Source organism: Mesorhizobium sp. CNPSo 4671, from assembly GCF_057784245.1.
Map to the genome: position 1 here is coordinate 18,056 of NZ_JBWLUW010000018.1, position 26,068 is coordinate 44,123.

Here is a 26,068-nt window from a genome sequence, read left to right on the forward strand (position 1 = left end):
GCCGTCACCATCCGCACGGATGGCGGCCATTCCAATGTCACTTGCAACGGCAGATCTGCCAACAATGAGGAGGATGTCATGAAGAAGATTGTTGCCGCGCTCGCGGCGCTTGCCGTCAGTGCGACGGTGCTGATGGCGCCCGCGCAGGCGCAGGACAAGAAATACACCATTGCGCTCATTCCGGGGCTGACCACCGACGGCTTCTACATCACCATGCGCAAGGGCGCCCAGGCGGCCGCCGACGCGCTCGGCGTGAACCTGGTTTTCCAGGGCGCGCCGGACTTCAACCCGGTCACCCAGGTGCCGGTGCTTGACGCGGTCATCGCCAAGAAGCCTGACGCGATCCTGATCGCGCCGACCGACAAGGTTCAGCTGGTCGAGCCGCTGCGCAAGGCCAATGACGCCGGCATCCCGGTCATCACCGTCGACACTTTCATCGGCAGCGGCGTCTACCAGACCGGTGCCGGCGATGCCGATTTCCCGCTGGCCTATATCGCGTCGGACAATGTGCTTGGCGGCGAGATCGCCGCGCGCGCTCTTGCCACCGCCATTGGCGACAAGGGCAAGGTCTATGTGTCGAACGTCAAGCCCGGCATCTCGACCACCGACCAGCGTGAAGAGGGCTTCAAGAAGGAGATGGCCAAGCATACGGGCATCACCGTGCTGGAGACCCAGTTCAATGACGACGACGCCAACAAGGCGGCCTCGCAGCTGCAGGCGGTGTTCGCCCGCAATCCCGACCTGGTCGGCGTCTTCGGCGCCAATCTGTTCTCGGCGCTGGGTGCGGCCAACGGCGTCAAGCAGGCCGGACAGACGGGCACCGTCAAGGTTGTCGCCTTCGATGCTCCGACCAGCATCGTCGACAACATCAACACCGGGCTGGTCGACGTGGCGATCGCCCAGCATCCGGCCGAGATCGGCTATTACGGCGTCGTCTCAGCCTATGCCCACCTGACCGGCCATTCGATCCCGGTCACCATCGGCACCGGCTTCACGATCATGGACAAGTCCAACATCGCGGATCCGAACATCTCGAAGTATCTCTACTCCGAGTAAGTCCAGACCTGCTTTGCTCCTCCCGGTCCGCCGGGAGGAGCTGCACTAGGTCCTCGCCAGTCGAGACCTGTTTGAAGGCGCCGCGGAGTATCCATGACCTCGACATCACCAGCCCAGCCTGCCGAGAAGCATGTCGCCCCTCAGGCCGATCATGGCGATCCGGCCAGGAGCCTGGTCGCACGCATCGCCGAAGGGCGCGCCTGGCTGTTCCTGGCCGGCCTGCTCATCTGTTTCGAGATCTGGTCGCGGCTCGCCTTCGGCGCGACCTTCGTGCTCAACCCGTTCAACCTGCAGTCCATCGCGATCTTCGCCGTGGCGCCGCTGCTGCTGGCGACCGGTCAGACCTTCGTCATCATTTCGGGCGGCATTGATCTCTCGCTCGGCTTTATCATGGGCCTTGCCGCCGTCATTGCAGCGCATGCCACCAACATGGCGGGCGCCGCCATTCCCCTGCCGCTGGCCATGCTGGCCGGCATCCTCGCCTCGGTGATCGTTGCCGGCGTGCCTGGCGTCATCAACGGCCTGCTGATCTCGCGGCTCAAGGTGCCGCCCTTCATCGGCACGCTCGGTATGTTTGGCGTCGCGCGCGGCGCCGCCTTCCTGCTCGCCGGCGGCACCACCGTGCCGGTGCAGAATTCCTGGTTCGCGCTGCTCGGCAACGGCAAGTTCTATGGCGTGCCCTATCTGGTGCTGATCACCGCGGTCTTCGTCATCGTGATGCACTATCTGCTCAGCCAGACCCGGTTCGGCCAGCACAATTATGCCATCGGCGCCAATGTGCAGGCGGCGCGGCGCGCCGGCATCGACATCAGGGGCCACATATTGCGGCTCTATGTGCTGTCGGCGATGTGCGCGGGCCTTGGCGGCGCGCTCTATGCCGCGCGCTTTACCGCGGGTGCGGCGCAGGCCGGCGAGCCCTTGCTGCTCGACAGCGTCGCGGCGGTGGTGATCGGCGGCGCCAGCCTGTTCGGCGGCTCCGGCACTATTTTCGGCACGGTCGCCGGCGCGCTGGTGATCGCGGTCATCCAGTACGGGCTGGTCTTCGTCAATGTCGAACCGTTCTGGCAGTTCATCGCCGTCGGCGTCGTCATCATCATTTCCGTCCTTATCGACCAGGCGCAGCGCCGGTTCAGTGGAGCCCGTCAGGATGAATAGCACCAACCAGAACGGCCCCTTGCTGGAAGTCCGCAATCTGTCGAAGCACTTCGGCGCCGTGCGTGCGCTCAACGACTTCTCCATGGCCGTGCGGCCGGGTGAAGTGGTGGCGCTGGCCGGTGACAACGGCGCCGGCAAGACGACGCTGATCAAGGCGATATCAGGCGTGTTCCAGCCGACGGGTGGCGAAATCCTGCTGCGAGGTCAGCCGGTGACATTCGCGACGCCGCAGGAGGCCCGCGAGAAAGGCATCGAAACGATCTACCAGGATCTCGCGCTCGCCGACAATCTGTCGATCGGCGCCAACATCTTCCTTGGCCGCGAACCGATGCGCAAGGCGTTCGGCTTCCTGCCGGTGCTGGACCGTAAGGCCATGGCGGAGGCCGCCAAGGCGACGATGGGCCGGCTGGACTTCCATGTCAGCCGGCTCGAGGCCCCGGTCAGCAATTTCTCCGGTGGTCAGCGCCAGGCCGTCGCTATCGGCCGCGCCGTCTATTGGGATGCGCAGATCCTGATCATGGACGAGCCGACCGCCGCCCTTGGTGTGCCGGAGCAGCGCAAGGTGATCTCGCTGATCCACCAGCTCAAGGCGCAGGGGCGCGGCGTGATCTTCATCTCGCACAATCTGCAGGACATCTTTGCGGTATCCGACCGCATCGTCGTGCTGCGGCGCGGCGTCCAGGCCGGCGAGCGCAAGATTTCCGAAACCAATCATGACGAGGTCGTCAAGCTGATGGTCGGCGGCTAAGGCGCTGCTTTCGATCCACGGTTACGGCTGGCGAAGCGGTCTGGTTCGGATCAATCTCGGCGCTGCCGCCACCAGCGCTCTGCCGATGGCCGATTGTGGGGCGTCGATGACGGTGCGGGCATCGCCGCTTTCGGTAATCCGCCCGGCGTCGAGAAGGATGACGCGGTGGGCGACGGCACGCACCACGCCGAGATCATGCGAAATGAAGAGATAGGCGATCCGCTCCTGCCTTTGCAGGTCGAGCAACAGGTCGAGGATCTGTCCGCGCACCGAGACGTCGAGCGCCGATACGGCCTCGTCAAGCACGATCAGAGACGGCTTCGTTGCGATGGCGCGGGCGATGGCCACACGCTGCCGCTGACCGCCGGAGATTTCATGGATGGCGCGCGGTGCGAGATCGGCCGTCAGGCCGACGCGCTCGAGCAAGGCAGCGATGCGGCGCGGGCGCTCGGCGCGGGAGGCGATACCATGGATGCGCAAGGGGTCGTCAAGCAGGCGCGCCACCGTGGCGCGCGGATTGAAGGCGGCCAGCGGATCCTGGAACACCATTTGCAGGTGCGCGCGGCGAGCGCGCAGGGCAGCGCCACGCAAGGCCAGGAAATCATCATCTTCGAAGTCGATGCGGCCAGCGTCCGGCTCGATGAGGCGCAGCACCAGCCGCGCGATCGTCGATTTGCCGCTGCCGGAGGGGCCGGCCAGCGCCAGTGTTTCACCGGGCTCTATGTGAAAAGAGACATCGTCGACGGCGACGACAGTATTACCGCCGCGACGGTAGCGCTTGGTGAGGTAGGACACGGCAAGCAGGCTCATGCGTGCAACCCGGCCCGGTTCAGCAATGGTTCAGCGCAGAGGCTGATATGGGCGTCGAGCAGCGCGCGTGTGTAGGGTTGGCTTGGGGCGCGCACAATCTGTGCCGTCGTGCCAAGCTCGACCAGCTGGCCATGACGGAAGACAGCGATGCGCTCGCCAAGCTCGGCCGCCAGCGCGATATCGTGGCTGATGAACAGCAGCGTCATGCCGTCGTCGACCACGAGCCGTCGGATCAGGGCGACGATCTCTGCCTGCACGATGGTGTCGAGCGCGCTGGTTGCCTCGTCGGCGATCAGCAGTTTCGGCCCAGCCGCGATGGCCGCGGCAATCGCCACGCGCTGCTTCTGGCCGCCGGAGAGCTGGTGTGGGAAGGCATGCAGGGCCGAGTCAGGGTCGGGCAGGCGGACGCGTTCTAGGAGGGTTTTCGCCTTGGCGTATGCCTCTGGCCAGCCGAGGCCGAGATGCGTGCGCGCGACTTCGGCGATTTGTTTGCCGATGGTCATGACGGGATCAAGGCTGGCCGAGGGGTCCTGGAAGACGAAGCCGATGTCGCGGCCGCCGAGGGGTGTGCGGCTAAGGCTGGGCCATTCAATTCTTCCGCCAACCTTGGCAGAAGCCGGCAACAACCCGGCAATCGCCAGTGCCAGCGTGCTCTTGCCCGAGCCGCTTTCGCCGATGATGGCCAGACGCTCACCGGCCACAATATCGACGCTTAGGTTCCTCAGCGCCGCCACCACGTTGCCATCGCGGCGGTAGGTCACCGTCAGGTCGCGGATCGATGCCAGCACGGTCACGACAGACCTCTCTTGACCGCCGTCGTCTCGACGATGCCTTCACCGGCGAGATAGACGCCGAGCACGGTCAGCACCAGCGCTATGCCTGGGACGATGGACAGGAAGGGCGCGGTGCGCAACACCGCGCGTCCTTCGGCGATCATGCCGCCCCAGGTGACTCGGTTGGGGTCGCCGAGGCCAAGGAAGGACAGGGCGGCTTCGGTGAGGATGGCGGCGGCGACGATCACCGACGACATTGCCAGCACCGGCGGCAAGGCGTTGGGCAGCACCTCGCGAAAGGCGATCTCGAGCGGATGCATGCCGATGGCACGCGCGCTGGCGACATAGTCGCGTTCGCGGATGGAGAGCACTTCGGCGCGGGCAATTCGCGCCGGCCCGGTCCAGGTGCCGAGCGCGATAGCGATCACGACGATGCCGAGTGATGGGCCGACGACGCTGACGAAGGCCAGCGCCAGCAGGAAGCTCGGCACGGTCTGAAAGGCATCGGTGATGCGCATCAGCACCTCGTCGACGAGGCCGCCGGCAAAGCCGGCCAGCGTGCCGACCACCGAGCCGATGGCAAGTGCAGCCGCCGCTGCCGCCAGCCCGACGGCAAGCGAGGTACGAGCGCCATGGAACAGCTCGGCCAGCACGTCACGGCCGAGCCTGTCGGTGCCGAGCGGCAGCGACCAGCTTTGGAAGGGCAGCAAAAGCGCCGGTCCAGCAATGGCTTGCGGGTCGCCTGGAAACAGCAGCGGTGCGATGAACGCCATCGTAACCAGTGCGGCCAGAAGGACGGCACCGGCGACCGCTTCGGGCATGCGCAGAAAGCGGCGCAGCGGGTTCATGCGCCGACCTCGCTGGCGCCGACGCGCGGATCGAGGAAGGCATAGGCGATGTCGACGAGAAGATTGATGACGACGACCAGGACGGCGCTGGTGAGGATGATGCCGAGTAGCAGCGGAGTGTCGCGCGAAGCCACCGCTTCCTGCGCCAGCCGGCCGAGGCCCGGCACGGAAAAGACGCTCTCGATAACGACGCTGCCGCCGAGCATCTGCGCCGACTGCAGGCCGAGCATGGTGACCAGCGGCAGCAGCGCATTGCGGGCGACGTGGGCCAGTACGATGCGGCGGCGCGACAGACCCCTGGCGCGAGTGGCGAGCATAAAATCCTGGCGCCAGACCTCGGCCATGCCGGCGCGCATCATGCGCAGATAGAGCGCGAGGTAGATGAAGCCGAGGGCGGACACCGGCAAGACCAAATGGATGGCGATGTCGGCGGCGCGGTCGAGGCCGGTCTTGTCCGAGGCCAGCGTCTCGATACCGCCGATCGGCAGCCAGCGCAGGTCGACGGCAAAGACGACGATCAGCACCAGGCCGAGCCAGAAACCGGGCACGGCATAGAGCGCTAGCGAACCGATCGACAGGAAGCGGTCGCGAAAGCTGCCGGGCTTGGCGCCGGCATAGATGCCGAGCGCCGAGCCCAGCCCGAAGGAGAGCGCGGTCGCGCTGACCATCAGCAGCAGCGTGTTGGGCAGGCGTTCGAGGATCACATCGCGGATCGGCCTGGAGAAGGTCACCGACTGGCCGAGGTCGAGATGCAGCAGCGCCCAGAGATAGTTGGCGAGCCGCGTCAGTTCGGACTGGTCGAGACCCCAGCGGTGGCGCAGCAATTCGATCATGCCGGCGTCGCCGCCGGTCGAGACGATATAGGCGTCGACGGCATCGCCGGGGGCGGCTTCGAGCAGCAGGAACGTGCCGACGACAACGATCAAAAGCACGAAGACGCTGCCGAGGAGACGGCGGCGGAGGAGGGTGAGGGCGCGGGTCATGGGGGCGACGGCGGTGCGCGACGACTAAAGGAAATGTCGCGCGTGAGTGCCCCCCTCTGTCCTGCCGGACATCTCCCCCTCAAGGGGGGAGATTGGCTGTCATTTTTGGCTTCGCCAATGTTCAACGTTGAAGAATTCGCGGGACAGACACGCTGCTGATCTCCCCCCTTGAGGGGGAGATGTCCGGTAGGACAGAGGGGGGCCTCGTAGAACGCAACGTCTACGATGATTTCGCGAACGGTCATCCGCGCAAATGTGTCACGATTCCAGATACGTGTCCGCCCAGTTCGACACGGCCCAGCGCGGATTGTTGGCGATGTTGCCGACCGTGTTGCGCGCGACGCTGATGAAACTCCATTCGGCGACGTTGATCAGCGGCAGGTCGGTGGCCACCTCTTTCTGGAACGCCTTATAGAGGTCGGTGCGGGCAGCGGTGTCGAGCGTCTCGGACGCCTTGGCGATCAGCGCATCTAGCGCGTCGTTCTTGTAGCCGCCCTGGTTGGAGAACGGTACGCCGTCCGGAATGCCGCTCTGCACCAGGATGGTGGTCGAAATCGCCGGGTCGCCGCGGAACACCGGCGGGCCGACGGCGAGGTCGAAGGCGTGGTCGGTGTAGACGGCCTTGATGTGCGCTGCCGAGTCGTTGTTGACCAACTCTGCGTCGATGCCGATTGCGGCGAGCGCCTGGCGCAAATAGTCGCCGAACTGCTTGGTCTCGTTGAAATAGGGCGCCGGCAGAAGTTTCAGCGTAAAGCGCTTGCCGTCCGGGCCTTTCTTGTAGCCGGCCTCGTCGAGCAGCGCGTTGGCCTTGGCGACGTCGAATGCATAGGTCGGCACATCGGCCGTATAGAATTGCGGATCGTTTTTCGGCACCGGGCCGGTGGCGGTGGCGGCATAGCCGAGGAACACCGTCTTGACGACGAAGTCCTTGTCGATAGCGTGCGCGATCGCCTGGCGCACCTTCAGATCGGCCAGTTCCTTGCGGCGATGGTTGATCTCGACGACGAGCTGATAGGTCAGCCCCTCATAGCCCTTGGTGATCACCTTCAGGCCTGGCACCTTGGAGATGCGGTCGAGGTCGGCCAGCGGCACGGCGGAGAAGGCGGCGAGCTGGATTTCCTCGGCTTCCAGCGCGCTGGCGGCCGAGGTGCGGTCGGGCAGCACCTGGTAGATGATCTCGTCGAGATAAGGCTCGTCCTTGCCCCAGTAGTCGGTGTTTTTCGTCAGCCGGTAATACTGGCCGGCCTTGTACTCGCCGAACTTGAACGGACCGGTGCCGATTGGCGCGGTGTTGGCCGGGTTGTCCTCGATCTTGCCGACCTCATAGATGTGCTTCGGTACGACGCTCGACAGCGCCGGCAGCGCGTTGCGGATCAGCTGGAACGGCGTCGGCTTGGCGAATTTGAACACGGCCGTGAGTTCGTCAGGCGTCTCGACGCTGGCCAGATCCTTGAACACGGTGCGGCCGAGATTCTGCAGCGGCTTCCATATCTGCAGCGCCGAGAAGGCGACGTCAGCCGAGGTGAACGGCTTGCCGTCATGCCATTTGACGCCTTCGCGAAGCTTGAAGGTCACCGAGAGCCCGTCGGCGGCACCTTCCCAGCTCAGCGCCAGCCGTGGTGCCAGCCCATCCTTGCCGTCGAAGGAGGCTTCGGCCAGCGTCTCGACGATCTTGCTGGAGATGAAGAAGACGCCGTTGGAGGCGACGATCGCCGGGTTGAGGTTGCGCGGCTCGGAATCGGCGGCGAGCACCAGCCGGCCGCCCTTCTTCGGTGTCTGCGCCCAACCCAATGTCGGCATGGCGGTGGAGGCGAGCAGCATCGCCGAGCCGGCAAGCATTTTGCGTCTGGAAATCGTGAAACCTGACATGATCGAACTCCGTCCTCTCCGCGACCCGATAGGCGCGACAACACCCCTCGAATGCCGGCATCGGCATTCTTGCGGTGGCGATTATGAGCCTTGCCGAGGGTTTCGCCAGAGACGGAATTGGCGCATCCTGGCTTGGCTTTGAAATTTTAGTCCGCTGGACCAGTTTAAGAGAGCGGGTTCAATTTCGCCAATCTGGTAGGACCAGATTTGGCGGATAGTCGACGGTTGACGACTTAGTGACCGTCAAGCCGCGCCATTGGCGCATTTCTGGCTAGACCAGAGCGGGCAAAATGGTGCAGATTTGATCCACAGCCAAGGGTTCCCTGCGAAACAGCAACGATCCCGGGCAAATTCAGGAGAGAGAGAGAGATGAACATTGCGCCGGGCAAGAATGCCGTCAGCAATATCCCGTTCGACCAGGCAAGGGTCGACCGGCTGATGGAGGAGGCCGGCATCGATGTGCTGCTCGCCACCTCCAAGCACAACACGCAATATCTGCTGGGCGGCTACAAATTCATCTTCTTCGCCGCCATGGATGCGATCGGCCACAGCCGGTACCTGCCGATCGTCGTCTACGAAAAAGGCGGACCCGATCATGCCGCCTATATCGGCAACCGCATGGAGGGCGGCGAGCACCAGAACCATCCATTCTGGACGCCGACGCTGCACGCCGCCTGCTGGGGCACGCTCGATGCCGCGAACCTTGCTGTCGAGCATCTGCAGAAGATTGGCAAGGCCGGCGCGCGCATCGGCATCGAGCCCGGCTTCCTGCCGTCGGATGCCTATACGCTGATCCGCAAGGCGCTGCCGGACGCCAAGCTGTTAGACGCGACCGACATGCTGGAGCGCATGCGGGCCATCAAGACCGACGCCGAACTGGAGAAGCTGCGCACCGCCTCCGAACTGATCACCGATTCCATGCTGGCGACCATTGCCTGGGCGCGCGAAGGAACGACCAAGGCCGAGATGATCGAGCAACTGCGGCGCGAGGAGACCAACCGCGGCGCACATTTCGAATATTGCCTGCTGACGCTCGGCTCCAGCCACAACCGCGCCGCTTCACCGCAGGCGTGGAAGAAGGGCGAGGTGCTGTCGATCGATTCCGGTGGCAATTACCACGGCTATATCGGCGATCTCTGCCGCATGGGCATTCTCGGCGAACCGGATGCCGAGCTGGAGGATCTGCTGGCCGAGGTCGAGACGGTGCAGCAGGCGGCGTTCTCGAAGGTCAAAGCGGGCACGCTCGGCGGCGACATGATTTCGCACGCCGAGGGCGTGCTGAAGCAATCCAAGGTCGCGCCCTATACCGATTTCTTCGCGCACGGCATGGGCCTGATCACGCATGAGGCGCCGTTCCTGATGACCAACCATCCGGTGGCCTATGAAGGCACCTATGCGGCCAAGCCGCTGGAAAAGAACATGGTGCTGTCGGTCGAGACGACCATGCTTCACCCGACGCGGGGGTTTATCAAGCTGGAGGACACGCTGGCGGTGACCGAGAGCGGCTATGTGATGTTTGGAGACCGGGGTCGGGGATGGAATAGGGGTGGGATGGCTTAGGTGCAGGCGCTCTGCCTACGTTGTCTAAACGGATAATTGCGGAGCACCATTCACGGACATGGAACACGAACCGCCCAAGCAGGTCTTTCTCGACGGTTGCCAGCAGATTTCCATGCAGCTTGAGCCAATCGGGTTCCGCTTTGCGAAAAGCGGCCCTCACGCGAGTCGCCGCGCGGGCGACTGGACATTCAAAATAGCGTTTCAGTCAAACTATTTGAATGTCGGGGGCGAGTATGTGGAACTCGTAGTGCATGCGTCAATACACAGCAAGGCGATCGAGGGGTGGGACAAGCGCAGCGGTTGGTCCGGTAACGCCAGAGATTGGGTCGCCGGTGGACAACTTGGCAATCTGCGTAACCCACATCAATGGCTGACATGGAACATCGCGAACCCGCTTACCCGTCAGGCTGAAATCGCGAACGTCGTTGCCAACATCCAAACGACAGTCCTGCCGCTTTTCGAACGGTTCGGCGCTCCGCGCAAATTGGCCGAACAGGTTGCTTACTCTGAAAGCCCAGGCTTCATGCTTCCTGAAAATGCTGTTCGATTTGTGCTCTGGCAGCTTGGGCGCGACGAAGCCGAACAATGTTTGCGCTTTTGGGTCCAGCATTTCGACGATTGGGAAGGGTTTCGCCATGACCGAGACGCCCTTGTTCCTCCCCGCCGTATAGGCGGTGATACAGGTGTTCAACGCCTGGGGAAATTGGCTCGCGCAATGAAGCTTGGATTGGATCTTTGACTACCGGACTTATTGCGCTGGAATCAGCCTGAAATCCGGCAGCTCCCGCAGCACTAGCTCCGGTCCTGCCGGCGAATAGACGACGAAGAGCTGCATCGGCTCGTGGCCGGTATTCAGTGTCGAGTGAAACCGGCTCTCCGGCACATAGATGGTGCAGCCGGGGCCGACCTTGGCGACCACCGGATTGCCTTGCTCGTCCTCGACCATCTGCTCGCCATGGCCTGAGATGACGAAGATGATTTCCTCGGCACCCGGATGGTTGTGGCGGGTGTGGCCCTGGCCGGAGGGCAGGTCGACGACGCCGCCGGAAAAGCGTGCAGCGCCATTCACTTCGGGCGCCACGGTTAGCGCCAGTCTGCCCCAGTCGAAGCCGAAGGCGCTGACGTCCTTCGGATAGACAAACACCTTGCTCTTGTCGGTCATGGTCTCATCCCTTCTTTTTCTTCGGCTTGGTCTTTTCGCCACCGAGCGTCACCGCCTTGAAATCGGCCGTCTGCCTGGCGATCGCCGCCTCCGCTGGCAACCGTTCCATCGAGCTTGCACCATAGAAACCATGCAGGCCTTTGCAGCGGTCGAGTATGTAGCGGGCGTCGTCAGGCATCGAGATCGGGCCGCCATGGCAAAGCAGGATGACGTCCTTGCGCACCGAACGCGCAGCCTCGGCGATGGCGTCGATCGCGACAACGCAGTCGTCGAGCGACTTGGCCGAGGTCGCGCCGATCGAGCCGCCCGTGGTCACGCCCATATGGGCGACGACGATGTCGGCGCCGGCTGTTGTCATGGCGCGGGCCTCGTCGGGATTGAAGACATAAGGGGTCGTGAGCAGATCGAGCTTGCGCGCTTCGGCGATCATGTCGACCTCGAGCCCGAAGCCCATGCCGGTCTCCTCGAAACTCTGCCGCATGCTGCCGTCGAACAGGCCGATGGTCGGAAAATTCTGCACGCCGGAAAAGCCCATCGTCTTCAGTTCGGCCAGAAGCAGCGGCATGATGACGAACGGGTCGGTGCCGTTGACGCCGGCCAGCACCGGCGTGTGTCTGACCACCGGCAGCACTTCATAGGCCATTTCCTTGACGATCTCGTTGGCATTGCCATAGGCGAGCAGGCCGGCGGCGGAGCCGCGCCCGGCCATGCGATAGCGGCCGGAATTGTAGATGATGATGAGATCGATGCCGCCGGCCTCCTCGGCCTTGGCCGACAGGCCGGTGCCTGCGCCGCCGCCAACGATCGGCACGCCCTTGTCGATCATTCCCCTGAATTTCTTCAGTATGTCCTTGCGCGGTATGGCGGGCATGTCTGGGATCTCACTGTCTGGCGATGTCGAGAAAAGCCGCGACAGCGGCCCTGGCGAATTCGGGATCGTTGATGTGCAGCGGCAGGCGCGTGACGCGACGATTGGCACTGGGCTTGATGGTGCGCTCGATGGCCTCGAACAAGACGGCGTCGGCCTCTTGATCGAAGAAGGCGCCGCCTTCGATGTCGAGCGCGGAGACGCCTTTCTCCGGAATGAGAAAATGCACCGGCCCTTCGCAGAGGGCGAGCCTGGTGCCGATCCATTCGCCGATCGCGCGGCATTCCTGCGCCGTCGTGCGCATGAGCGTAACGTTCGGATTGTGCTCGTGGAACAGTCTTCCTCGATACTGTTCCGGAATGGTCGAAGGCGCCCAGAAATTGACCATGTCGAGCGCGCCGACCGAGCCGACATAGGGCAATTGGCTGCGGGCAATCGCGCCGAAGCGATCCTCCGTTGCCGGCAGCACGCCGCCGAACAGCAGGTCGCAGACCTCGGTCGTGGTGATGTCGATGGCGCCGGACAGCAGGCCGCTGTCGGCCAGTTTTTCCATGCTGCGGCCGCCTGTGCCGGTGGCGTGGAAGACCATGCAGTCGTAGGTCAAGCGAAGCTGGTCGGCGATGGCCGTCACACAAGGCGTGGTGACGCCGAACATGGTCAGCCCGATCGACGGCTTGCCATCGGGCGGCGGTGCCGGTCTTGCCGCCATGCCCGATATCGCCTGGGCGGCATTGTGCAGCACGACACGGGAGAGCCGGTTCAGCCCGGCCATGTCGGTCACCGATGGCATCATGATGATGTCGGAGACATCGACATAAGGCGCCGTGTCGCCCGAGGCGAGCGTCGAGACCATGATTTTCGGCAGGCCGAGCGGCAAAGCGCGCATGCCCGATGTGATGATCGATGTGCCGCCGCCACCGCCAATGCCGATCATGGCGGCGATATCGTTCCGCGATTGTGCGAAGCGGGTGAAGGCGACGCCCATGGCGGCAACCGCGGCGCCACGGTCATCGCCGCCGAGCACGGCTGTGCCGCCGTCCGGATGATGGCTGGCGATTTCCTCCGCGGTAACATCGACGGGTATGGTTGCATCGCGCGTGCCGACATCGACGCGGGAAACGGCGGCGCCGGTGGCGGCAATCGCATCGGCCAGGAAGGCGAGTTCCTCGCCCTTGGTGTCCGCTGTGCCCACGACGTAAATGCGCTTCATGGGCGGTTCCCAGGTCATTGCAAATTTTTGAGACGCGCGTATCATATTGACATGGATGTCTCACGTCAACGATCCACTGCAAGCGGCGACACCGAGCGGGGAAGCGGCGAGGCCGCCGAGCGCGGACCCCGGGCGCGGACGAAAAGACTGATGCTCGAGACGGCGACACGGCTGATGCAGGCCGGCGTCACGCCGTCGGTCAGCGAGGTTGCTGAAGCCGCGCAAGTTTCCCGCGCCACCGCCTATCGCTATTTCCCCAGCCAGGCGGCGCTGGTGCAGGCTGTCGTCGACGAAGGGCTCGGACCGATCCTGACCTGGAAATCGACCTCGGCGGACGCCGAGCGCCGGGTCGCGGAGCTGTTCGACACGGCCATGCCGCGCATCGAGGCTTTCGAGGCGACGTTCAAGGCGGCGCTGAAGTTGTCGCTCGATCAATGGGCACGACGTCAGGCTGGCACGCTGGGCGGCGAGCCGGCCTTCACGCGCGGTCATCGCGTCGATCTGCTGCAAGAAGCGATCGCGCCGCTCAAGGGTCAGTTGCCGCCGCGCGATTTCAAGCGCCTGGCGCAGGCGCTGTCGCTGATCTTCGGCGTCGAGGTGCTGATCGTGCTCAAGGATATATGGGGCCTGGACAGCCGCAAGACGCGGTCCGTGGCGCAATGGGCGGCAGGCGCCCTGGTGCGCGCTGCGATGGCGGAATCGATCGATGAAGGAGGCGGTGACGATTCAAGGGTAGCCGCTGGGTGAGACCAATCTGGTTCGACCAGATTTGCATGCCGACTATCAATATTACCCCTGACGCAGGGGGCTGTACAACGCCTCAGCGTATCACTGAGTAGGAAAAACATTGGAAAACAGGCAGATAAAGCTTGAATTCCGCAGGAATGACCAGGTCCTTCTTCCAAGAAAGGGCTTGACGTCGATGCAAAATTGGTAATACCAGATTAGCAAAGAAAAGTGGATCAGAAGTGAGGGCTGCGATCCATTTCCGGCAGGGCGAGGAGGCCCGAAACCGGAAAGGTGCGATCACGGGAGGAACTACCGGAGCCGGCCCCTTTGCCGGTTCGCATGACAGGGTAGAATGCGCACAAGGGAGGAAATCATTATGCGCAAGTTAGTGACCAGCGTGCTTGCTGGTATCGGCTTAACGCTTGCCTGCGGAACGTCCGTATACGCGCAGGAAAAGTCGCTCACCATCTTCTGGGCGGAATGGGATCCGGCCAATTATCTGCAGGAACTCGGCAACGAGTACGAGAAGGAAACCGGCGTCAAGATCACGGTCGAAACCACACCCTGGTCCGACTTCCAGACGAAGGCCTTCACCGAGTTCAACGCCCATGGCGACGCCTATGATCTGGTCGTTGGCGACTCGCAGTGGCTGGGCGCCGGCTCGACCGGTGGCCACTATGTCGACCTCACGGACTTCTTCAAGAAGCATGACCTCGGCAATGTCATGGCGCCGGCTACGGTGAAATACTACGCCGAGTATCCCGGCAACAGCGGCAAGTACTGGGCCATACCGCTCGAAGGCGACGCGGTCGGCTGGTCCTACCGCAAGGACTGGTTCGAGGATCCCAAGGAGAAGGAAGCCTTCAAGGCCAAATATGGCTACGACCTCGACGTGCCGAAGGATTTCAAGGCGCTGCGCGACATCGCCGAGTTCTTCTATCGGCCGGACCAGAAGCGCTACGGCATCGCCATCTACACCGACAATTCCTATGATGCGATGGCAATGGGCTTCGAGAACGCGCTGTTCTCCTATGGCGGCGAGCTGGGTGACTATTCGACTTACAAGGTCGATGGCCACATCAACTCCGACAAGGCTGTCGCCGCGCTCGACGCCTACAAGGAACTCTATAAGTTCACGCCTCCCGGCTGGGCCAAATCGTTCTTCGTCGAGGACAACCAGGCGATCACCGAGAACCTGGCTGCGATGAGCATGAACTTCTTCGCGTTCTTCCCCTCGCTGATCAACGAGGCGTCGAACCCGAACGCCAAGAACACCGGCTTCTTCGCCAACCCGCCGGGTCCGAACGGCGACCAGTTCGCCGCTCTCGGCGGTCAGGGCATTTCCATCGTCTCCTACTCGAAGAAGCAGGAAGAGGCGACGAAGTTCCTTGAATGGTTCATCAAGGACGAGACCCAGAAGAAGTGGGCGGCGCTTGGCGGTTACACCTGCAGCGCGGCGGTGCTCAAATCGCCGGAATTCCAGAGTGCCACGCCTTACAACAAGGCCTTCTATGAGACCATGTTCAAGGTGAAGGACTTCTGGGCCGTGCCGGAATACGCCGAACTGCTGCAGCAGCTCAACCAGCGCGTCTATCCCTACATGATCGGCGGCGAAGGCACCGCCAAGGAAACGCTGGACGCCCTGGCTGCCGACTGGAACGCGACGTTCAAGAAGTACGGCCGCGTTCAGTAACAACCATGCATCACGGAGGGGGCGTTGGTGCCTCCTCCGTTTCTTTTTCTGCAAACGGGAGCAGAGGTCTTGGCGACCACGATGATCACAACACTGGAGAGGTCCTCGCGGGCGGCCGCGCGCGGCCTGAGCGACATTTCGATCCGTAACCTCTTCATTATTCCGACGGTCCTGTTCCTGATCGTCTTCAACATCTTTCCGCTGATCTATTCGCTTGGCTATTCCTTCACCGACTTCCGCGCTTCGACCAACGCGCCGGCGAATTTCGTCGGGCTGCAGAACTATCGCGACCTGCTCAACGATCCCTATGTCTGGTCCAATTTCGCCATCACCGCGAAATACGTCATCATCTCCGTCGCCGGACAGTTGCTTGTCGGCTTCGGCGTGGCGATGCTGCTCAACCGGGATATCCCGCTCAAGGGCCTTATCACCACGCTGCTCTTGCTGCCGATGATGCTGTCGATGGCTGTTGTCGGACTGTTCTGGAAGCTGCTCTACGACCCGTCATGGGGCGTCATCAACTATGCGCTCGGGCTCGGCAATTTCGAGTGGCTGGCCGATCCCAAGATGGCGCTCTACGCCGTCGCGCTGACCGACATCTGGATGTGGTCGCCCTTCGTCATGCTGTTGTCGCTGGCAGGGCTCTCGGCGGTGCCGAAACATCTCTATGAGGCCGCCGCGATCGACCGCGCCGGGCCGTTTTATACCTTCTTCCGCATCACGCTGCCGCTGGTGGCGCCGATCCTGATGATCGCGGTCATCTTCCGCACCATGGAAGCGTTCAAGACCTTCGACCTCGCCTACATCCTGACCAGCCAGCCGACGGCCGAACTGATCTCGATCCGGCTCTACAAGATGGCGTTCCAGGAATGGCAGACCGGGCGCTCCTGCGCGATGGCCTACATCGTGCTGATCATGGTGCTGGCCATCACCAACATCTACGTCAAATATCTCAACAAGGTGAAGGAGCGCTGAGATGGCGGCCGTCCGCACTTCTTCCGAAATCGGCTTCAACCGCGTCGCCATCGTCGCCGTGCTGTTGGTGACGATCATCTTCCTCGCCCCGATCTACTGGATCGCCTCGACGGCATTCAAGCCGCGCAACCTGGCCACCACGATCCCGCCGACGGTCGTCTTCCAGCCGGAAATTTCGCCTTTCGTGAAGCTGTTCACCAAGCGCTCGCAGTTGCGCAGCCCGCCGACGCCGGAAGAATACGCGGCGGCGCCGTGGTGGGAGCGCGTCGTTTTCGACGGCGGCGAGAAGATCGTGCGCGACGGCAAGGGCCAGGTGCAGTGGTCGGGATATCCAAGCCGCTTCCTGAACTCGCTGATCATCGCCATCACCTCGACGGTGCTGGCGGTCGGCATGGGCACGTTCACCGCCTACGGCTTCTCGCGCTTCAAGGTGAAGGGGGAGGCGGACCTGCTCTTCTTCATCCTGTCGACACGCATGCTGCCGCCGGTGGTGGTGGCGATCCCGATGTTCCTGATGTACCGCGCGGTCGGCCTCAACGACACCCATGTCGGCCTGATCATCCTCTACACCGCCTTCAACCTGTCCTTCTCGGTTTGGCTGATGAAGGGTTTCATGGACGAAATCCCGAAGGAGTATGAGGAAGCGGCGCTCGTCGACGGCTATACGCGGATGGAGGCCTTCTTCAAGATCGTGCTGCCGGAGGCCGCCACCGGCATCGCCGCCACCGCCGTGTTCTGCTTTATCACCGCGTGGAACGAGTATGCTTTCGCGCTGATCATGACCAATCGCCGCGCCCAGACCGCACCGCCCTTCATCCCCAGCCAGGTCGGCTCCGGCCTGCCGGACTGGACGGTGATCGCCGCCGGAACCTTCCTGTTCCTGCTGCCGGTCGCGATCTTCACCTTCCTGCTCCGCAATCATCTGTTGCGCGGCATGTCCTTCGGAGCGATCCGCAAATGAGCTTTCGTGCCATCAATCAGAAGTATCTGGAGCCCGGTTCGCAAGTGCTCATGGTGCTCGGCATCGTGGCGCTCTGCCAGCCCTGGAACATGCTGCTGCACACTTACGGCCTGACCATCATCCTGATCGGGCTGATCGGCTTCAACATCACCTCGAAGATCGCGCCTGAGGAGGAGGCCGGCACCGGCCATGCCGCGCGAAATCCGGGAGCACAGCATTGACCCAGATAGAGCTTCGCGGCGTCCAGAAATTCTTCGGCGCCGTCCAGGTCATCAAGGACCTCAATCTGAAGATCGCCGACAATGAGTTCATCGTGCTGCTCGGCCAATCGGGCTGCGGCAAGACGACGACGTTGCGCGCCATCGCCGGGCTGGAAACGATCGACGAGGGCGACATCCTCATCGACGGCAAGCCCGTTCAGCATCTGAAGGCGGCCGACCGCGACATCGCCATGGTGTTCCAGTCGTTCTCGCTCTACCCGCATATGAGCGTCTACGAGAACATCGCCTTCCCCTTGCGCGCCACGCGCAAGAGCAAGCCGGAGATCGACAGCGAAGTGCGCTCGGTCGCCAAGACGCTGCAGATAACGGATCTGCTTGGCAAGAAGCCGTCGGCGCTGTCGGGCGGCGACATGCAGCGCGTCGCTATCGGCCGGGCGCTGGTCCGGCGGCCAAAGGCGATGCTGATGGACGAGCCGATCGGCGCGCTCGATGCCAAGCTGCGCGAGGAGATGCGCGCCGAGATCAAGCGGCTGCACATCAAGCAGGGCTCGACCACCATCTATGTCACGCATGACCAGATCGAGGCGATGAGCCTCGCCGATCGGATCGTCATCATGCATGAGGGCGTCCTGCAGCAGGTGGGTTCGCCCGACGAGGTCTATTCGCGCCCGGCCAATCTGTTCGTGGCGCAATTCGTCGGCAGCCCGGTGATGAATGTCGCCGACGCGGCGGTGGCCGAGAAAGCCTCGTCCGCATCGGTGACCGTCGGCGACGCGGCCACCGGCTTCGAGTTTCCGCGTGCGCTGCTGTCGAAACTCAACGGTCATGCAGGCGGCCAGCTGGCGCTCGGCATCCGGCCGGAAGGCGTGCTCATTCGCCGTGAGGCGGCGGAGGGTTTCATGGCCGTCGAGACGCAGATCGTCGAACCGCTGGGCTCGTTCGACATTGTCGACCTGAAGGTCGGCTCCAACATGCTGCGGGCTCGCACCAAGAGCGGCTTCATCTCCGGGCCCGGCGAGAAGGTCTTTGCCCGGATCGATCCCACCCAGGCGCATTTCTTCGACAAGGCAAGCGGCAAGTCGCTTGAGGTGAGGCTCTGATGGCCCATATCCAGCTCAAGAATATCTCCAAGAGTTTCGGTAATCACACGGCCCTGACCGGGCTCGATCTCGACATCGCCGATGGCGAGTTCTTCGTGCTGCTGGGCGAGACGGGCGCCGGCAAGACGACGACGCTGCGGCTGATCGCCGGGCTCGAAAAACCCAGCGAAGGGCAGGTCCTCATCGATGGCGTCGACGTCGCCGATTGGGGGGCGGCTGAGCGCGATGTGGCGCTGGTGCTGCAGCAGTACTCGCTCTATCCACGCTACACGGTGCGCGAAAATCTCGAATTCCCGCTGAAGCCGAAAATCCGCAGGCTGCCCGATGCCGAGATCAAGGATCGCGTCGACCGCGCCGCCCGCACGCTGCGGATCGAGCATCTGCTCGACCGCAAGACCGACCGCCTCTCAGGCGGCGAGATGCAGCGCGTCTCGATCGGCCGCGCCATCGTGCGCAAGCCGCGCGTGTTCCTGATGGACGAGCCGCTGTCGGCGCTCGACGCCAAGCTGCGCGAGGCGCTGCGCACGGAACTGAAGAACCTGCAGATACAGCTCGGCGCCACCTTCCTGTTCGTTACCCACGACCAGATCGAGGCGATGTCGATGGGCGACAAGGTCGGCGTGTTGAACCACGGCCGCATCGTGCAGACCGGCACGCCGCACGAGATCTACAACAATCCGCGCGACACCTATGTGGCGAGCTTCGTCGGCTCGCCGCCGATGAACCTCATCGACGGCAAGCTGGTGAATGGCCGCGCGGTGATGGCGCCGCTGAATTTCGAACTGCCCTTTTCAGGGGGAGCCAAGGCGAGTGGAGCGACCGACGGTCGCCCGCTCGTCTTCGGCATCCGTCCGGAAGACGTCTATCTCGAGAGCGGCGCGCCGGTCGAGGCGCGCGTCCATGATGTCGAGAACCATGGCGTCGAAAAGATCCTGACGCTGCGGGTCGGCGACACAACACTGCGCGCCACGGTGCCGGCCAGGACCGATGTCGCGATCGAACAGCCGGTGCGTTTTGCCTGGAACCCCGACAAGGTGGTGCTGTTCGACAAGGGTAGCGGTGTCAGCTTGCGCCACGCCGGGTGAAGCGCTGTTTTCGGCTCAGCCGGGTAGCCTGCAACGAAGGATATTGTCTCAACTGGCCTGGCGGATTTCAGCCTGTTCCTCGGCGCGCAGATGGCTGGGCGCCGAACCGACGACGCGCTTGAAGGCACGGCTGAAGGCGGCGTCCGATTCATAACCGAGGCGTGCGGCAACGACGGATATTTTCATCCGGTCGCGGACCAGCCACTGCCGTGCCTGATGCATCCTGACCTGGGTGACATATCTTGCCGGCGTTTCGCCGACGATGGTGGCGAAGCGCTCGGCAAAGCCCGAGCGCGAAGCGCCCATCATCCGGGCGAGCGACTCGACCGTCCAGTCATGGTCGGGTTCGAGATGGATGGCGGCCAGCACGCGGCCGATGTCGCGATCCCGGACCGCGGCGATCCAGCCGGAAGAATCGCCGCAGCCGCGTTCGACCCATGAGCGGATGACGGTGGCGGCCAGCACATCGGCCAGCCGCGCCAGGATGCCGCCGGAACCGACGCGCTCCATCGTCACTTCGCGCGCCATGGCCTCCAGCAGATGCGGAATGCCCGGCTCATAGGCTTCCGGCTCATGCGAGCGCATCACGTCCGGCATCATGCCGAGCAGCGGATGCAGGCCATCGAGGTTGAAGTACATCGCGGCGCAGAACAGCAGCGTTCCCGGCTGGCAATTCTTGTCGCACATCTCGGCGTTCGACGTGCAATAGACGTCCTTGCAGACTTCCTCGAGCTCATAGCCATGGATCGGCCAGGCCTTCGCACCGGGTTCGCTGGCGAGCACATGGGCTTCGCCGCGCGGTAAGAGCACCGCATCGCCGGCATTGAGTTCAACCCACTCGCCGGAGGGCTGCTTCAGCCAGCAGCCCTTGCGGCCGATGAAATGGAACCGCGCCCCGGGCTGAGCCGGAAACTGGATGCCCCAGGGCTCCTTCATTTCGCAACGGCCGTATTCGACGCCATCGAGGCGCAGCCCGCGCAATATGTCCGTCAACGGGTCACCCGTGATCGGAATTTTGGACGAATGGCTAGACATAATGGGGTTTCTAGCATGGAAACTCCAAGTGGTCACTCCCTATGTTGCACTGCAGCCAAATGTTGCGCCGCAAACAAATCGCAGACCGGCCCAAAGCCAGGCCCTGACCGCACGGCATGGAACGGGTGGAAGCCTCGGGCGGTCATTCCCTATGTGGCGCTGCAAACAGATCGGAGACTGACCATGGCCGAACCCGCGACTGATGTCATCGACGCCGCACTTCTGAACCCCGCAGACAATGATGAACGAACAGAACCGGCATGGGGCGCGGTGGTTTCACTGGCGCTTGGCGTTTTCGGTCTCGTCACCGCCGAATTCCTGCCCGCCAGCCTGCTGACGCCGATGGCGTGTGACCTCGGCGTCACCGAAGGTGTCGCGGGGCAAGCGGTGACCGCAACCGCCATCGTCGGCGCCATTGCCGCGCCCACCATGGCCATCATCACAAGGCGCATGGACCGCAGGCTGGTGATGTGGATGCTGACGGCGTTCCTCATCCTGTCCAACCTTCTCGCCACCTTTGCCGCATCGCTGCCCGTGCTTCTGCTGGCCCGCGTCGTGCTCGGCGTGGCGCTGGGCGGCTTCTGGGCGATGTCGGCGGCCATGGCGCTGCGGCTGGTGCCGATGCGGCTGATGCCGCGCGCCATGTCGATCATCCTGACCGGTGTTTCGCTGGCCACGGTCACCGCCGCCCCGGTCGGTGCCTATGTCGGCGACATCTGGGGATGGCGCACGGCGTTCATGATCGCGACCATCGTCGGCGCCCTGGCGCTGCTTGTGCAATTGGCCACCATTCCGAAGCTGCCGCCGGTGGGTGTCGCGAGCTTCCGCACCTTGCTCGAGGTGCTGGAGCGGCCGTCGATCCGGGTCGCCTTGCTGGTCGTGCTGCTGGTTGCATCCGGGCACTTTGCCGGCTTCACCTATGTACGCCCCTTCCTCGAAAAAGTACCGGTGCTGCACATCGAGACGATCTCGCTGGTGCTGCTTGCCTATGGCATTGGCGGTTTCTTCGGCAATATCGCTGGCGGCTTCCTGGCGGAGCGCAACCTCAAGATAGCCGTGGCGCTGGCGCCCCTGCTGATCGCCCTGGCAGCTGCGTCGATGCTGATCCTTGGCGCCTCGCCGACGATCGCCGCGGCCGCCGTTGCCGCCTGGGGCTTTGCCTTCGGCGCGGTGCCGGTCGGGCTGCAGAGCTGGCTGGTGCGGGCAGCGCCTGACCAGGCCGAAAGCGCCGGCGGACTGATGGTGGCGACCTTCCAGGTGGCGATTGCGCTGGGCGCCGTCTTCGGCGGCCTGCTGGTCGACCATGCCGGCGTGGCCAGCGCCTTCGCCTATTGCGGCGTCGCAACGCTGCTGGCGGCCATCGTGGTGTTCCTACGCGGCCCGAAGCAGGCCGAATAGTCCCTTATCCCAACCTATCCAGCGGCCCGGGAACCATCATGGTTTTCGGGCCGCTGTCGTGATGGTGGCAACGAAGCGGTTGAGACTGTCTTCGACATAGACGGCGACTTCGATCGTCGGATCGAAACTCCACCACAGCAAAGACCCCTGCCAATGCGACGCCATCAGCAGGCCGATATCCTGCGGCGGGCCGGGCGTTCCGGTAAAGCAAGCCGCGAGTGCATTGCACAGGGCTGTCTTCCAGGCCGCACCGCGCGTCCTGAGCATGGGGTCACGCAAATCCTCGCGCAAGACGAGGAGGCCCTCGGCATAGGATTCGATGCCGCCATAGCCTTGCGACAGTGCCACCAGCAATTCGATCGCGCCGGCCGGAGTTTTGGGAATGGTGGCCGCCAGCGTCCCGGTCTTTTCGTCAAGACCATCCCAGGCATGCAGCAAGGTGCGCTGCTTCAACCGCGCCTTGTTCCCAAAGCGCTGCACCAGGGTCGCACCGGAGAGACCACAGGCTTTGGCCAGGCGCTCGAAGGTGAGCGCTTCCGGGCCATGCTCGTGGATCAATCGCAATGCGGCTTCCAGCACCTGCTCGTCGGATTGGGTTTTGGGCCGGGTCATCTTGACATCCTGATATAACTGAATGATCATTTATATATGATGTGAGAGGCGCAGGCCAGCTCGGGTTTCATCGATGGTGCCGTTCTTGGGAGAGTTCAATGACGTTGCAAGGAAAAGTTGCCCTGGTCGCCGGCGGCACGCGAGGTGCCGGACGCGGCATAGCGGTCGAGCTCGGCGCCGCCGGCGCCACGGTCTATGTCACGGGACGGAGCACGCGTGCCCAGCAATCCGAATATGCGCGGCCCGAAACAACAGAGGAGACGGCGGAACTGGTCAACGCGAACGGCGGCAAGGGCATCGCCGTGCAGGTCGATCATCTTGTGGCCGAGGATGTGCGCAGGCTGGTCGAGCGCATCCGCACCGAACAGGGCCGTCTCGACATACTGGTCAACGACATCTGGGGCGGTGAAACGCTGTTCGAATGGGACAAGCCAGTCTGGGAGCACAATCTGGACAATGGCTTGCGCATGCTGCGCCTAGCCATCGACACGCATCTGATCACCGCCCACCATGCGCTGCCCCTCATGATCGAGCGGCCGGGCGGACTGCTGGTGGAAGTCACCGACGGCACGGCCGAATACAATGCCGGGCACTACCGCCTGTCGCCGTTCTACGACCTTGCCAAGGTCGCGGTGAACCGTATGGCCTGGGCTCATGCCAAGGATCTCGCGAAACACGGTGCTACCTCCGTCTCTTTGACGCCAGGTTGGCTGCGGTCGGAGATGATGCTGGAGGCCTTTGGAGTACGCGAGGAGAATTGGCGCGATGCCACGGCAAAAGTGCCGCATTTCATTATTTCGGAGACGCCGCGCTTTATCGGCCGTGCCGTTACCGCTTTGGCTGCCGATCCGGATCGTTCGCGCTGGAACGGGCAGTCGCTGTCCAGCGGCGGGCTGGCACAGGTCTATGGCTTTACCGATCTCGACGGTTCGCGGCCCGATGCCTGGCGCTATGTGCCGGAGGTCCAGGACGCCGGCAAGCCCGCCGACGCAACGGGTTACCGGTAAGGCAATCAGACCGAGCGCCCGTCGAAATCGAAGACCGACAGGGTGGACGGGTCGAGATCGGCGACGCAGTTGAGGTTGATATAGGCGCTGCGTTCGCCGCCTTCGCGGACATCCTCGGCGAAAGGGTGGATGCCGCAGGTGCGGCAGAAGCGGTGCGCCATCGCGTGATTGCCGAATGAATAGGTGCCCAGATCATCGCCCCAGGCTAGGACCGTCAGGTCCTTATGCGGGATGGCACACAAGAGCGCGCCCTTGCGCGAACAGATCGAACAATTGCACCGGATGGCGCCGGCCAGTTCCGCCTTGAATTGGAAGGCGACCTTGCCGCAGTGGCAGCTGCCTTTGTACAGCATCAGCATCTTCCTATCGCTGGCAGGTGCAAAGGCACGCTGGCCGGGTTATCCCTTCCGCAAGCCAAACGGCTGCTTGCCTTAAAGACGCTCTACTTTGGCGGAGTCCGACATCGATATGCAATCAGTCCGCGATTATCTCGAAATCATCCTGTCACGCCTTGCCAATCGTGCGGCCGACGAGAAGGTCTTCACCAAGCTCTATGCCGAGGCCGCGCGGGCCGCGGCTGACGCCAGTGACGCCCGCAGCCGAGCCGGCGTGACGCTTGGACCACTCGACGGCACCATCGTCTCGATCAAGGATCTGTTCGATGTCGCCGGCGAGGCGACCGCGGCAGGCTCGCTGATGCGCAGGACAGCGGCACCCGCGTTGCGCGATGCGGCCATCGTCAGCCGGCTGCGGCAGGCCGGAGCGGTCATCATCGGCAAGACCAACATGACCGAATTCGCCTTCACCGCGATCGGCGACAACATGCATTACGGCACGCCAGGTAACGCCGTCGATGCCAGCCGTATCCCCGGCGGTTCGTCCTCGGGCGCCGGCGTCTCCGTCGGCGAGGGGACGAGCGACATATCGATCGGATCCGATACTGGTGGCTCGATCCGCATTCCGGCGGCGCTCAATGGTGTCGTCGGCTTCAAGCCCACGGCGCGGCGCGTGCCGCTGACCGGCGCCTACCCATTGTCCGCGACGCTGGATTCGATCGGGCCGCTGGGTCTGAGCGTTGCGGCGTGTGCGGTTGCCGATGCCGTCATGGCCGGCGAAGAACCGCCGCCGCTGCATCTGCCGCTCCCGCTTGCCGGGCTTCGTGTTGGTGTTCCGCGCGGCCTTCTTTTCGAAGACACCGAAAGCGACGTCGGCGTGGCCCTCGATCGCAGCCTTGCCGGGATCGAGCGGAAAGGGGCGCGGTTGGTGGACATATCGATCGACGACTTCATTGCCGACATGCGCGCAGCCACCAAGCGTGGCTCGATCGCTGCCATGGAAGGCGCCGAGATGCATGCCGACTGGCTGGCGACCGGGGCATCTGTGCCGGTCGACCCGCATGTCAGCGGGCCTTTGTCGCGGGCGGCGATGCTGCCGGCGCCGGTCTATATCAGGGCCTTGCGCCGCCGCGGGGCGCTCGTCGCCGCCATGGACGAACGGCTGACATCGGTTGATGTGCTGGCGCTGCCGACCACGCCGGTGACGGCGCCGACCATTGGTTCGATGGCCGAGGATGCCGAACTGCGCGATCATGTCGAAGGTCTGCTGCTGCGCAACACGCAGGTTGCCAACCAGTTCGACCTCTGCGCGATCTCGCTGCCGATGCCCGGCATGCTGCTCCCGGCCGGGCTGATGCTGGTGGCGCGCAATGGGCATGACCGGCATCTGCTGCGGATTGCCGCCGAGGTGGAGAGGCTGCTGGCCGGCTGATCGGCGATTGGCGGATCAGGGCGACGAACAGTGCTTGCGTTCGCTGTCCTTGGCGGTGCGCACGATGCGGGTCGCGACCAGCCAGGGCAGGCTGTAATCCTTGCCGGTGATGGTCTGGGTGCGCTGCTCGATCGAACCCCTGACGACAATTTTCCCGCTGTACAGCACGTCGGACTGATCCGTTATCGCCTTGTCGGCCTGCGGCAGCCCGCTGGCGTCGATCGACACACCCTTGATGATCGCGCCGGTGGCAAGATCGAGCGCGCTGTTTGACGGGCAGGGTGCCTTGAAGCAGCGCAGCCCATTGTCGCAATAGACATAGCTGCTCTCGGCCGCGGCGAATGCCGGCAATGTGCAGATGGACGAGGCTGCGGCAATCAAAAATGCGAGGCGAAGACCGGACATGGCCGCACCGTCGCGGAGAATTGGGGCGAAACCGCGAT

Annotated in this window: 27 protein-coding genes; 15 read left to right on the plus strand and 12 right to left on the minus strand. The window is 63.5% G+C overall.

Going from position 1 to position 26,068, the window contains the following annotated elements; translation table 11 throughout:
- Positions 1-78: 78 nt before the first annotated feature.
- The 3 genes from AC04SF_RS32525 to AC04SF_RS32535 all read left to right on the plus strand — a co-directional run bounded on the left by AC04SF_RS32525 (position 79) and on the right by AC04SF_RS32535 (position 2,959).
- Complete coding sequence (locus AC04SF_RS32525) at positions 79-1,056, plus strand: ABC transporter substrate-binding protein (RefSeq protein WP_096457947.1); 978 nt, start codon at positions 79-81, stop codon at positions 1,054-1,056.
- A gap of 93 nt (positions 1,057-1,149) precedes the next feature.
- Positions 1,150-2,211: an ABC transporter permease subunit gene (locus AC04SF_RS32530; protein WP_488481124.1), complete on the plus strand. Its 1,062-nt coding sequence runs from the start codon at positions 1,150-1,152 to the stop codon at positions 2,209-2,211.
- Positions 2,204-2,959, plus strand: coding sequence for an ATP-binding cassette domain-containing protein (locus AC04SF_RS32535; protein ID WP_096450415.1), 756 nt, complete (start codon positions 2,204-2,206; stop codon positions 2,957-2,959). The genes AC04SF_RS32530 and AC04SF_RS32535 overlap by 8 nt, the downstream gene beginning before the upstream one ends.
- 21 nt (positions 2,960-2,980) lie before the next feature.
- On the opposite strand, the gene AC04SF_RS32540 is transcribed toward AC04SF_RS32535, so the two are convergent.
- From AC04SF_RS32540 to AC04SF_RS32560, 5 genes are all read right to left on the minus strand, one after another.
- Positions 2,981-3,769 carry an ABC transporter ATP-binding protein gene (locus AC04SF_RS32540; RefSeq protein ID WP_488481125.1) on the minus strand — a complete coding sequence of 263 codons (789 nt, stop codon included), beginning with the start codon at positions 3,767-3,769 and terminating at the stop codon, positions 2,981-2,983.
- The gene (locus tag AC04SF_RS32545; protein WP_488481126.1) at positions 3,766-4,563 is read right to left on the minus strand and encodes an ABC transporter ATP-binding protein; all 798 of its coding nucleotides are present in this window, start codon (positions 4,561-4,563) and stop codon (positions 3,766-3,768) included. Before AC04SF_RS32545 ends, AC04SF_RS32540 begins: the two co-directional genes overlap by 4 nt.
- A complete protein-coding gene (locus AC04SF_RS32550; RefSeq protein WP_488481127.1) occupies positions 4,560-5,390 on the minus strand; it encodes an ABC transporter permease in 831 nt (276 codons plus the stop codon). The genes AC04SF_RS32545 and AC04SF_RS32550 overlap by 4 nt, the downstream gene beginning before the upstream one ends.
- The gene (locus AC04SF_RS32555) at positions 5,387-6,373 is read right to left on the minus strand and encodes an ABC transporter permease (RefSeq protein WP_488481128.1); all 987 of its coding nucleotides are present in this window, start codon (positions 6,371-6,373) and stop codon (positions 5,387-5,389) included. Before AC04SF_RS32555 ends, AC04SF_RS32550 begins: the two co-directional genes overlap by 4 nt.
- Positions 6,374-6,631: 258 nt before the next feature.
- Entirely contained in the window at positions 6,632-8,242 is a 1,611-nt protein-coding gene (locus AC04SF_RS32560; RefSeq protein ID WP_488481129.1) for an ABC transporter substrate-binding protein, read from the minus strand.
- Between the two features lie 369 nt (positions 8,243-8,611).
- Here AC04SF_RS32560 and AC04SF_RS32565 point away from each other — a divergent pair, with 369 nt between their 5' ends.
- A complete protein-coding gene (locus tag AC04SF_RS32565) occupies positions 8,612-9,802 on the plus strand; it encodes a M24 family metallopeptidase (protein ID WP_488481130.1) in 1,191 nt (396 codons plus the stop codon).
- Between the two features lie 58 nt (positions 9,803-9,860).
- Positions 9,861-10,541 carry a hypothetical protein gene (locus tag AC04SF_RS32570; RefSeq protein WP_488481131.1) on the plus strand — a complete coding sequence of 227 codons (681 nt, stop codon included), beginning with the start codon at positions 9,861-9,863 and terminating at the stop codon, positions 10,539-10,541.
- Positions 10,542-10,550: 9 nt separating this feature from the next.
- On the opposite strand, the gene AC04SF_RS32575 is transcribed toward AC04SF_RS32570, so the two are convergent.
- Genes AC04SF_RS32575 through AC04SF_RS32585 form a run of 3 tightly spaced genes read right to left on the minus strand, consistent with a single transcriptional unit; the run spans position 10,551 to position 13,042 of the window.
- Entirely contained in the window at positions 10,551-10,964 is a 414-nt protein-coding gene (locus tag AC04SF_RS32575; RefSeq protein WP_488481132.1) for a cupin domain-containing protein, read from the minus strand.
- A gap of 4 nt (positions 10,965-10,968) precedes the next feature.
- Positions 10,969-11,835 (minus strand): phosphoenolpyruvate hydrolase family protein, encoded by an 867-nt coding sequence (locus AC04SF_RS32580; RefSeq protein ID WP_488481133.1) that lies wholly within the window; start codon positions 11,833-11,835, stop codon positions 10,969-10,971.
- A gap of 10 nt (positions 11,836-11,845) precedes the next feature.
- Positions 11,846-13,042: a Tm-1-like ATP-binding domain-containing protein gene (locus tag AC04SF_RS32585; protein WP_488481134.1), complete on the minus strand. Its 1,197-nt coding sequence runs from the start codon at positions 13,040-13,042 to the stop codon at positions 11,846-11,848.
- A 51-nt stretch (positions 13,043-13,093) separates the two neighbouring features.
- Between AC04SF_RS32585 and AC04SF_RS32590 the strand changes: the two genes are divergently transcribed.
- The 7 genes from AC04SF_RS32590 (at position 13,094) to AC04SF_RS32620 (ending at position 19,806) form a co-directional block, all read left to right on the plus strand.
- A complete protein-coding gene (locus AC04SF_RS32590) occupies positions 13,094-13,789 on the plus strand; it encodes a TetR/AcrR family transcriptional regulator (protein ID WP_488481135.1) in 696 nt (231 codons plus the stop codon).
- Positions 13,790-14,147: 358 nt separating this feature from the next.
- Positions 14,148-15,464 carry an ABC transporter substrate-binding protein gene (locus AC04SF_RS32595; protein ID WP_488481136.1) on the plus strand — a complete coding sequence of 439 codons (1,317 nt, stop codon included), beginning with the start codon at positions 14,148-14,150 and terminating at the stop codon, positions 15,462-15,464.
- Positions 15,465-15,533: 69 nt separating this feature from the next.
- Positions 15,534-16,439: a carbohydrate ABC transporter permease gene (locus tag AC04SF_RS32600; RefSeq protein WP_143975824.1), complete on the plus strand. Its 906-nt coding sequence runs from the start codon at positions 15,534-15,536 to the stop codon at positions 16,437-16,439.
- 1 nt (position 16,440) lies between these two features.
- On the plus strand, positions 16,441-17,400 hold the full coding sequence (locus AC04SF_RS32605; protein WP_013892904.1) for a carbohydrate ABC transporter permease: 960 nt from the start codon (positions 16,441-16,443) through the stop codon (positions 17,398-17,400).
- A complete protein-coding gene (locus AC04SF_RS32610) occupies positions 17,397-17,621 on the plus strand; it encodes a hypothetical protein (protein ID WP_027043349.1) in 225 nt (74 codons plus the stop codon). The genes AC04SF_RS32605 and AC04SF_RS32610 overlap by 4 nt, the downstream gene beginning before the upstream one ends.
- A complete protein-coding gene (locus AC04SF_RS32615; protein ID WP_488481137.1) occupies positions 17,618-18,721 on the plus strand; it encodes an ABC transporter ATP-binding protein in 1,104 nt (367 codons plus the stop codon). Before AC04SF_RS32610 ends, AC04SF_RS32615 begins: the two co-directional genes overlap by 4 nt.
- Positions 18,721-19,806: an ABC transporter ATP-binding protein gene (locus AC04SF_RS32620; RefSeq protein WP_488481138.1), complete on the plus strand. Its 1,086-nt coding sequence runs from the start codon at positions 18,721-18,723 to the stop codon at positions 19,804-19,806. The genes AC04SF_RS32615 and AC04SF_RS32620 overlap by 1 nt, the downstream gene beginning before the upstream one ends.
- A gap of 48 nt (positions 19,807-19,854) precedes the next feature.
- Here AC04SF_RS32620 and AC04SF_RS32625 read toward each other — a convergent pair whose 3' ends face one another.
- Positions 19,855-20,841, minus strand: coding sequence for an AraC family transcriptional regulator (locus AC04SF_RS32625; RefSeq protein WP_488481139.1), 987 nt, complete (start codon positions 20,839-20,841; stop codon positions 19,855-19,857).
- 183 nt (positions 20,842-21,024) lie between these two features.
- Between AC04SF_RS32625 and AC04SF_RS32630 the strand changes: the two genes are divergently transcribed.
- Positions 21,025-22,239 carry an MFS transporter gene (locus tag AC04SF_RS32630; RefSeq protein WP_488481140.1) on the plus strand — a complete coding sequence of 405 codons (1,215 nt, stop codon included), beginning with the start codon at positions 21,025-21,027 and terminating at the stop codon, positions 22,237-22,239.
- Positions 22,240-22,275: 36 nt separating this feature from the next.
- On the opposite strand, the gene AC04SF_RS32635 is transcribed toward AC04SF_RS32630, so the two are convergent.
- Positions 22,276-22,851 carry a TetR/AcrR family transcriptional regulator gene (locus tag AC04SF_RS32635; protein WP_488481141.1) on the minus strand — a complete coding sequence of 192 codons (576 nt, stop codon included), beginning with the start codon at positions 22,849-22,851 and terminating at the stop codon, positions 22,276-22,278.
- A gap of 98 nt (positions 22,852-22,949) precedes the next feature.
- Here AC04SF_RS32635 and AC04SF_RS32640 point away from each other — a divergent pair, with 98 nt between their 5' ends.
- Positions 22,950-23,858 (plus strand): SDR family oxidoreductase, encoded by a 909-nt coding sequence (locus AC04SF_RS32640; protein WP_488481142.1) that lies wholly within the window; start codon positions 22,950-22,952, stop codon positions 23,856-23,858.
- Between the two features lie 5 nt (positions 23,859-23,863).
- Here AC04SF_RS32640 and AC04SF_RS32645 read toward each other — a convergent pair whose 3' ends face one another.
- Complete coding sequence (locus AC04SF_RS32645; RefSeq protein ID WP_488481143.1) at positions 23,864-24,211, minus strand: GFA family protein; 348 nt, start codon at positions 24,209-24,211, stop codon at positions 23,864-23,866.
- Between the two features lie 115 nt (positions 24,212-24,326).
- Between AC04SF_RS32645 and AC04SF_RS32650 the strand changes: the two genes are divergently transcribed.
- Positions 24,327-25,625, plus strand: a complete 1,299-nt coding sequence (locus AC04SF_RS32650) for an amidase (protein WP_488481144.1) — start codon at positions 24,327-24,329, stop codon at positions 25,623-25,625.
- Positions 25,626-25,640: 15 nt separating this feature from the next.
- Here AC04SF_RS32650 and AC04SF_RS32655 read toward each other — a convergent pair whose 3' ends face one another.
- Positions 25,641-26,030: a hypothetical protein gene (locus AC04SF_RS32655; protein ID WP_488481145.1), complete on the minus strand. Its 390-nt coding sequence runs from the start codon at positions 26,028-26,030 to the stop codon at positions 25,641-25,643.
- Between the last annotated feature and the right edge of the window lie 38 nt (positions 26,031-26,068).

Bases quoted from the DNA above. Each gene is read 5' to 3' on its own strand.
- AC04SF_RS32525 (WP_096457947.1), top strand. From the start codon at position 79: ATGAAGAAGATTGTTGCCGCGCTCGCGGCGCTTGCCGTCAGTGCGACG.
- AC04SF_RS32530 (WP_488481124.1), top strand. From the start codon at position 1,150: ATGACCTCGACATCACCAGCCCAGCCTGCCGAGAAGCATGTCGCCCCT.
- AC04SF_RS32535 (WP_096450415.1), top strand. From the start codon at position 2,204: ATGAATAGCACCAACCAGAACGGCCCCTTGCTGGAAGTCCGCAATCTG.
- AC04SF_RS32540 (WP_488481125.1), bottom strand. From the start codon at position 3,769: ATGAGCCTGCTTGCCGTGTCCTACCTCACCAAGCGCTACCGTCGCGGC.
- AC04SF_RS32550 (WP_488481127.1), bottom strand. From the start codon at position 5,390: ATGAACCCGCTGCGCCGCTTTCTGCGCATGCCCGAAGCGGTCGCCGGT.
- AC04SF_RS32555 (WP_488481128.1), bottom strand. From the start codon at position 6,373: ATGACCCGCGCCCTCACCCTCCTCCGCCGCCGTCTCCTCGGCAGCGTC.
- AC04SF_RS32560 (WP_488481129.1), bottom strand. From the start codon at position 8,242: ATGTCAGGTTTCACGATTTCCAGACGCAAAATGCTTGCCGGCTCGGCG.
- AC04SF_RS32565 (WP_488481130.1), top strand. From the start codon at position 8,612: ATGAACATTGCGCCGGGCAAGAATGCCGTCAGCAATATCCCGTTCGAC.
- AC04SF_RS32570 (WP_488481131.1), top strand. From the start codon at position 9,861: ATGGAACACGAACCGCCCAAGCAGGTCTTTCTCGACGGTTGCCAGCAG.
- AC04SF_RS32575 (WP_488481132.1), bottom strand. From the start codon at position 10,964: ATGACCGACAAGAGCAAGGTGTTTGTCTATCCGAAGGACGTCAGCGCC.
- AC04SF_RS32580 (WP_488481133.1), bottom strand. From the start codon at position 11,835: ATGCCCGCCATACCGCGCAAGGACATACTGAAGAAATTCAGGGGAATG.
- AC04SF_RS32585 (WP_488481134.1), bottom strand. From the start codon at position 13,042: ATGAAGCGCATTTACGTCGTGGGCACAGCGGACACCAAGGGCGAGGAA.
- AC04SF_RS32590 (WP_488481135.1), top strand. From the start codon at position 13,094: ATGGATGTCTCACGTCAACGATCCACTGCAAGCGGCGACACCGAGCGG.
- AC04SF_RS32595 (WP_488481136.1), top strand. From the start codon at position 14,148: ATGCGCAAGTTAGTGACCAGCGTGCTTGCTGGTATCGGCTTAACGCTT.
- AC04SF_RS32605 (WP_013892904.1), top strand. From the start codon at position 16,441: ATGGCGGCCGTCCGCACTTCTTCCGAAATCGGCTTCAACCGCGTCGCC.
- AC04SF_RS32610 (WP_027043349.1), top strand. From the start codon at position 17,397: ATGAGCTTTCGTGCCATCAATCAGAAGTATCTGGAGCCCGGTTCGCAA.
- AC04SF_RS32620 (WP_488481138.1), top strand. From the start codon at position 18,721: ATGGCCCATATCCAGCTCAAGAATATCTCCAAGAGTTTCGGTAATCAC.
- AC04SF_RS32625 (WP_488481139.1), bottom strand. From the start codon at position 20,841: ATGTCTAGCCATTCGTCCAAAATTCCGATCACGGGTGACCCGTTGACG.
- AC04SF_RS32630 (WP_488481140.1), top strand. From the start codon at position 21,025: ATGGCCGAACCCGCGACTGATGTCATCGACGCCGCACTTCTGAACCCC.
- AC04SF_RS32635 (WP_488481141.1), bottom strand. From the start codon at position 22,851: ATGACCCGGCCCAAAACCCAATCCGACGAGCAGGTGCTGGAAGCCGCA.
- AC04SF_RS32640 (WP_488481142.1), top strand. From the start codon at position 22,950: ATGACGTTGCAAGGAAAAGTTGCCCTGGTCGCCGGCGGCACGCGAGGT.
- AC04SF_RS32645 (WP_488481143.1), bottom strand. From the start codon at position 24,211: ATGCTGTACAAAGGCAGCTGCCACTGCGGCAAGGTCGCCTTCCAATTC.
- AC04SF_RS32650 (WP_488481144.1), top strand. From the start codon at position 24,327: ATGCAATCAGTCCGCGATTATCTCGAAATCATCCTGTCACGCCTTGCC.
- AC04SF_RS32655 (WP_488481145.1), bottom strand. From the start codon at position 26,030: ATGTCCGGTCTTCGCCTCGCATTTTTGATTGCCGCAGCCTCGTCCATC.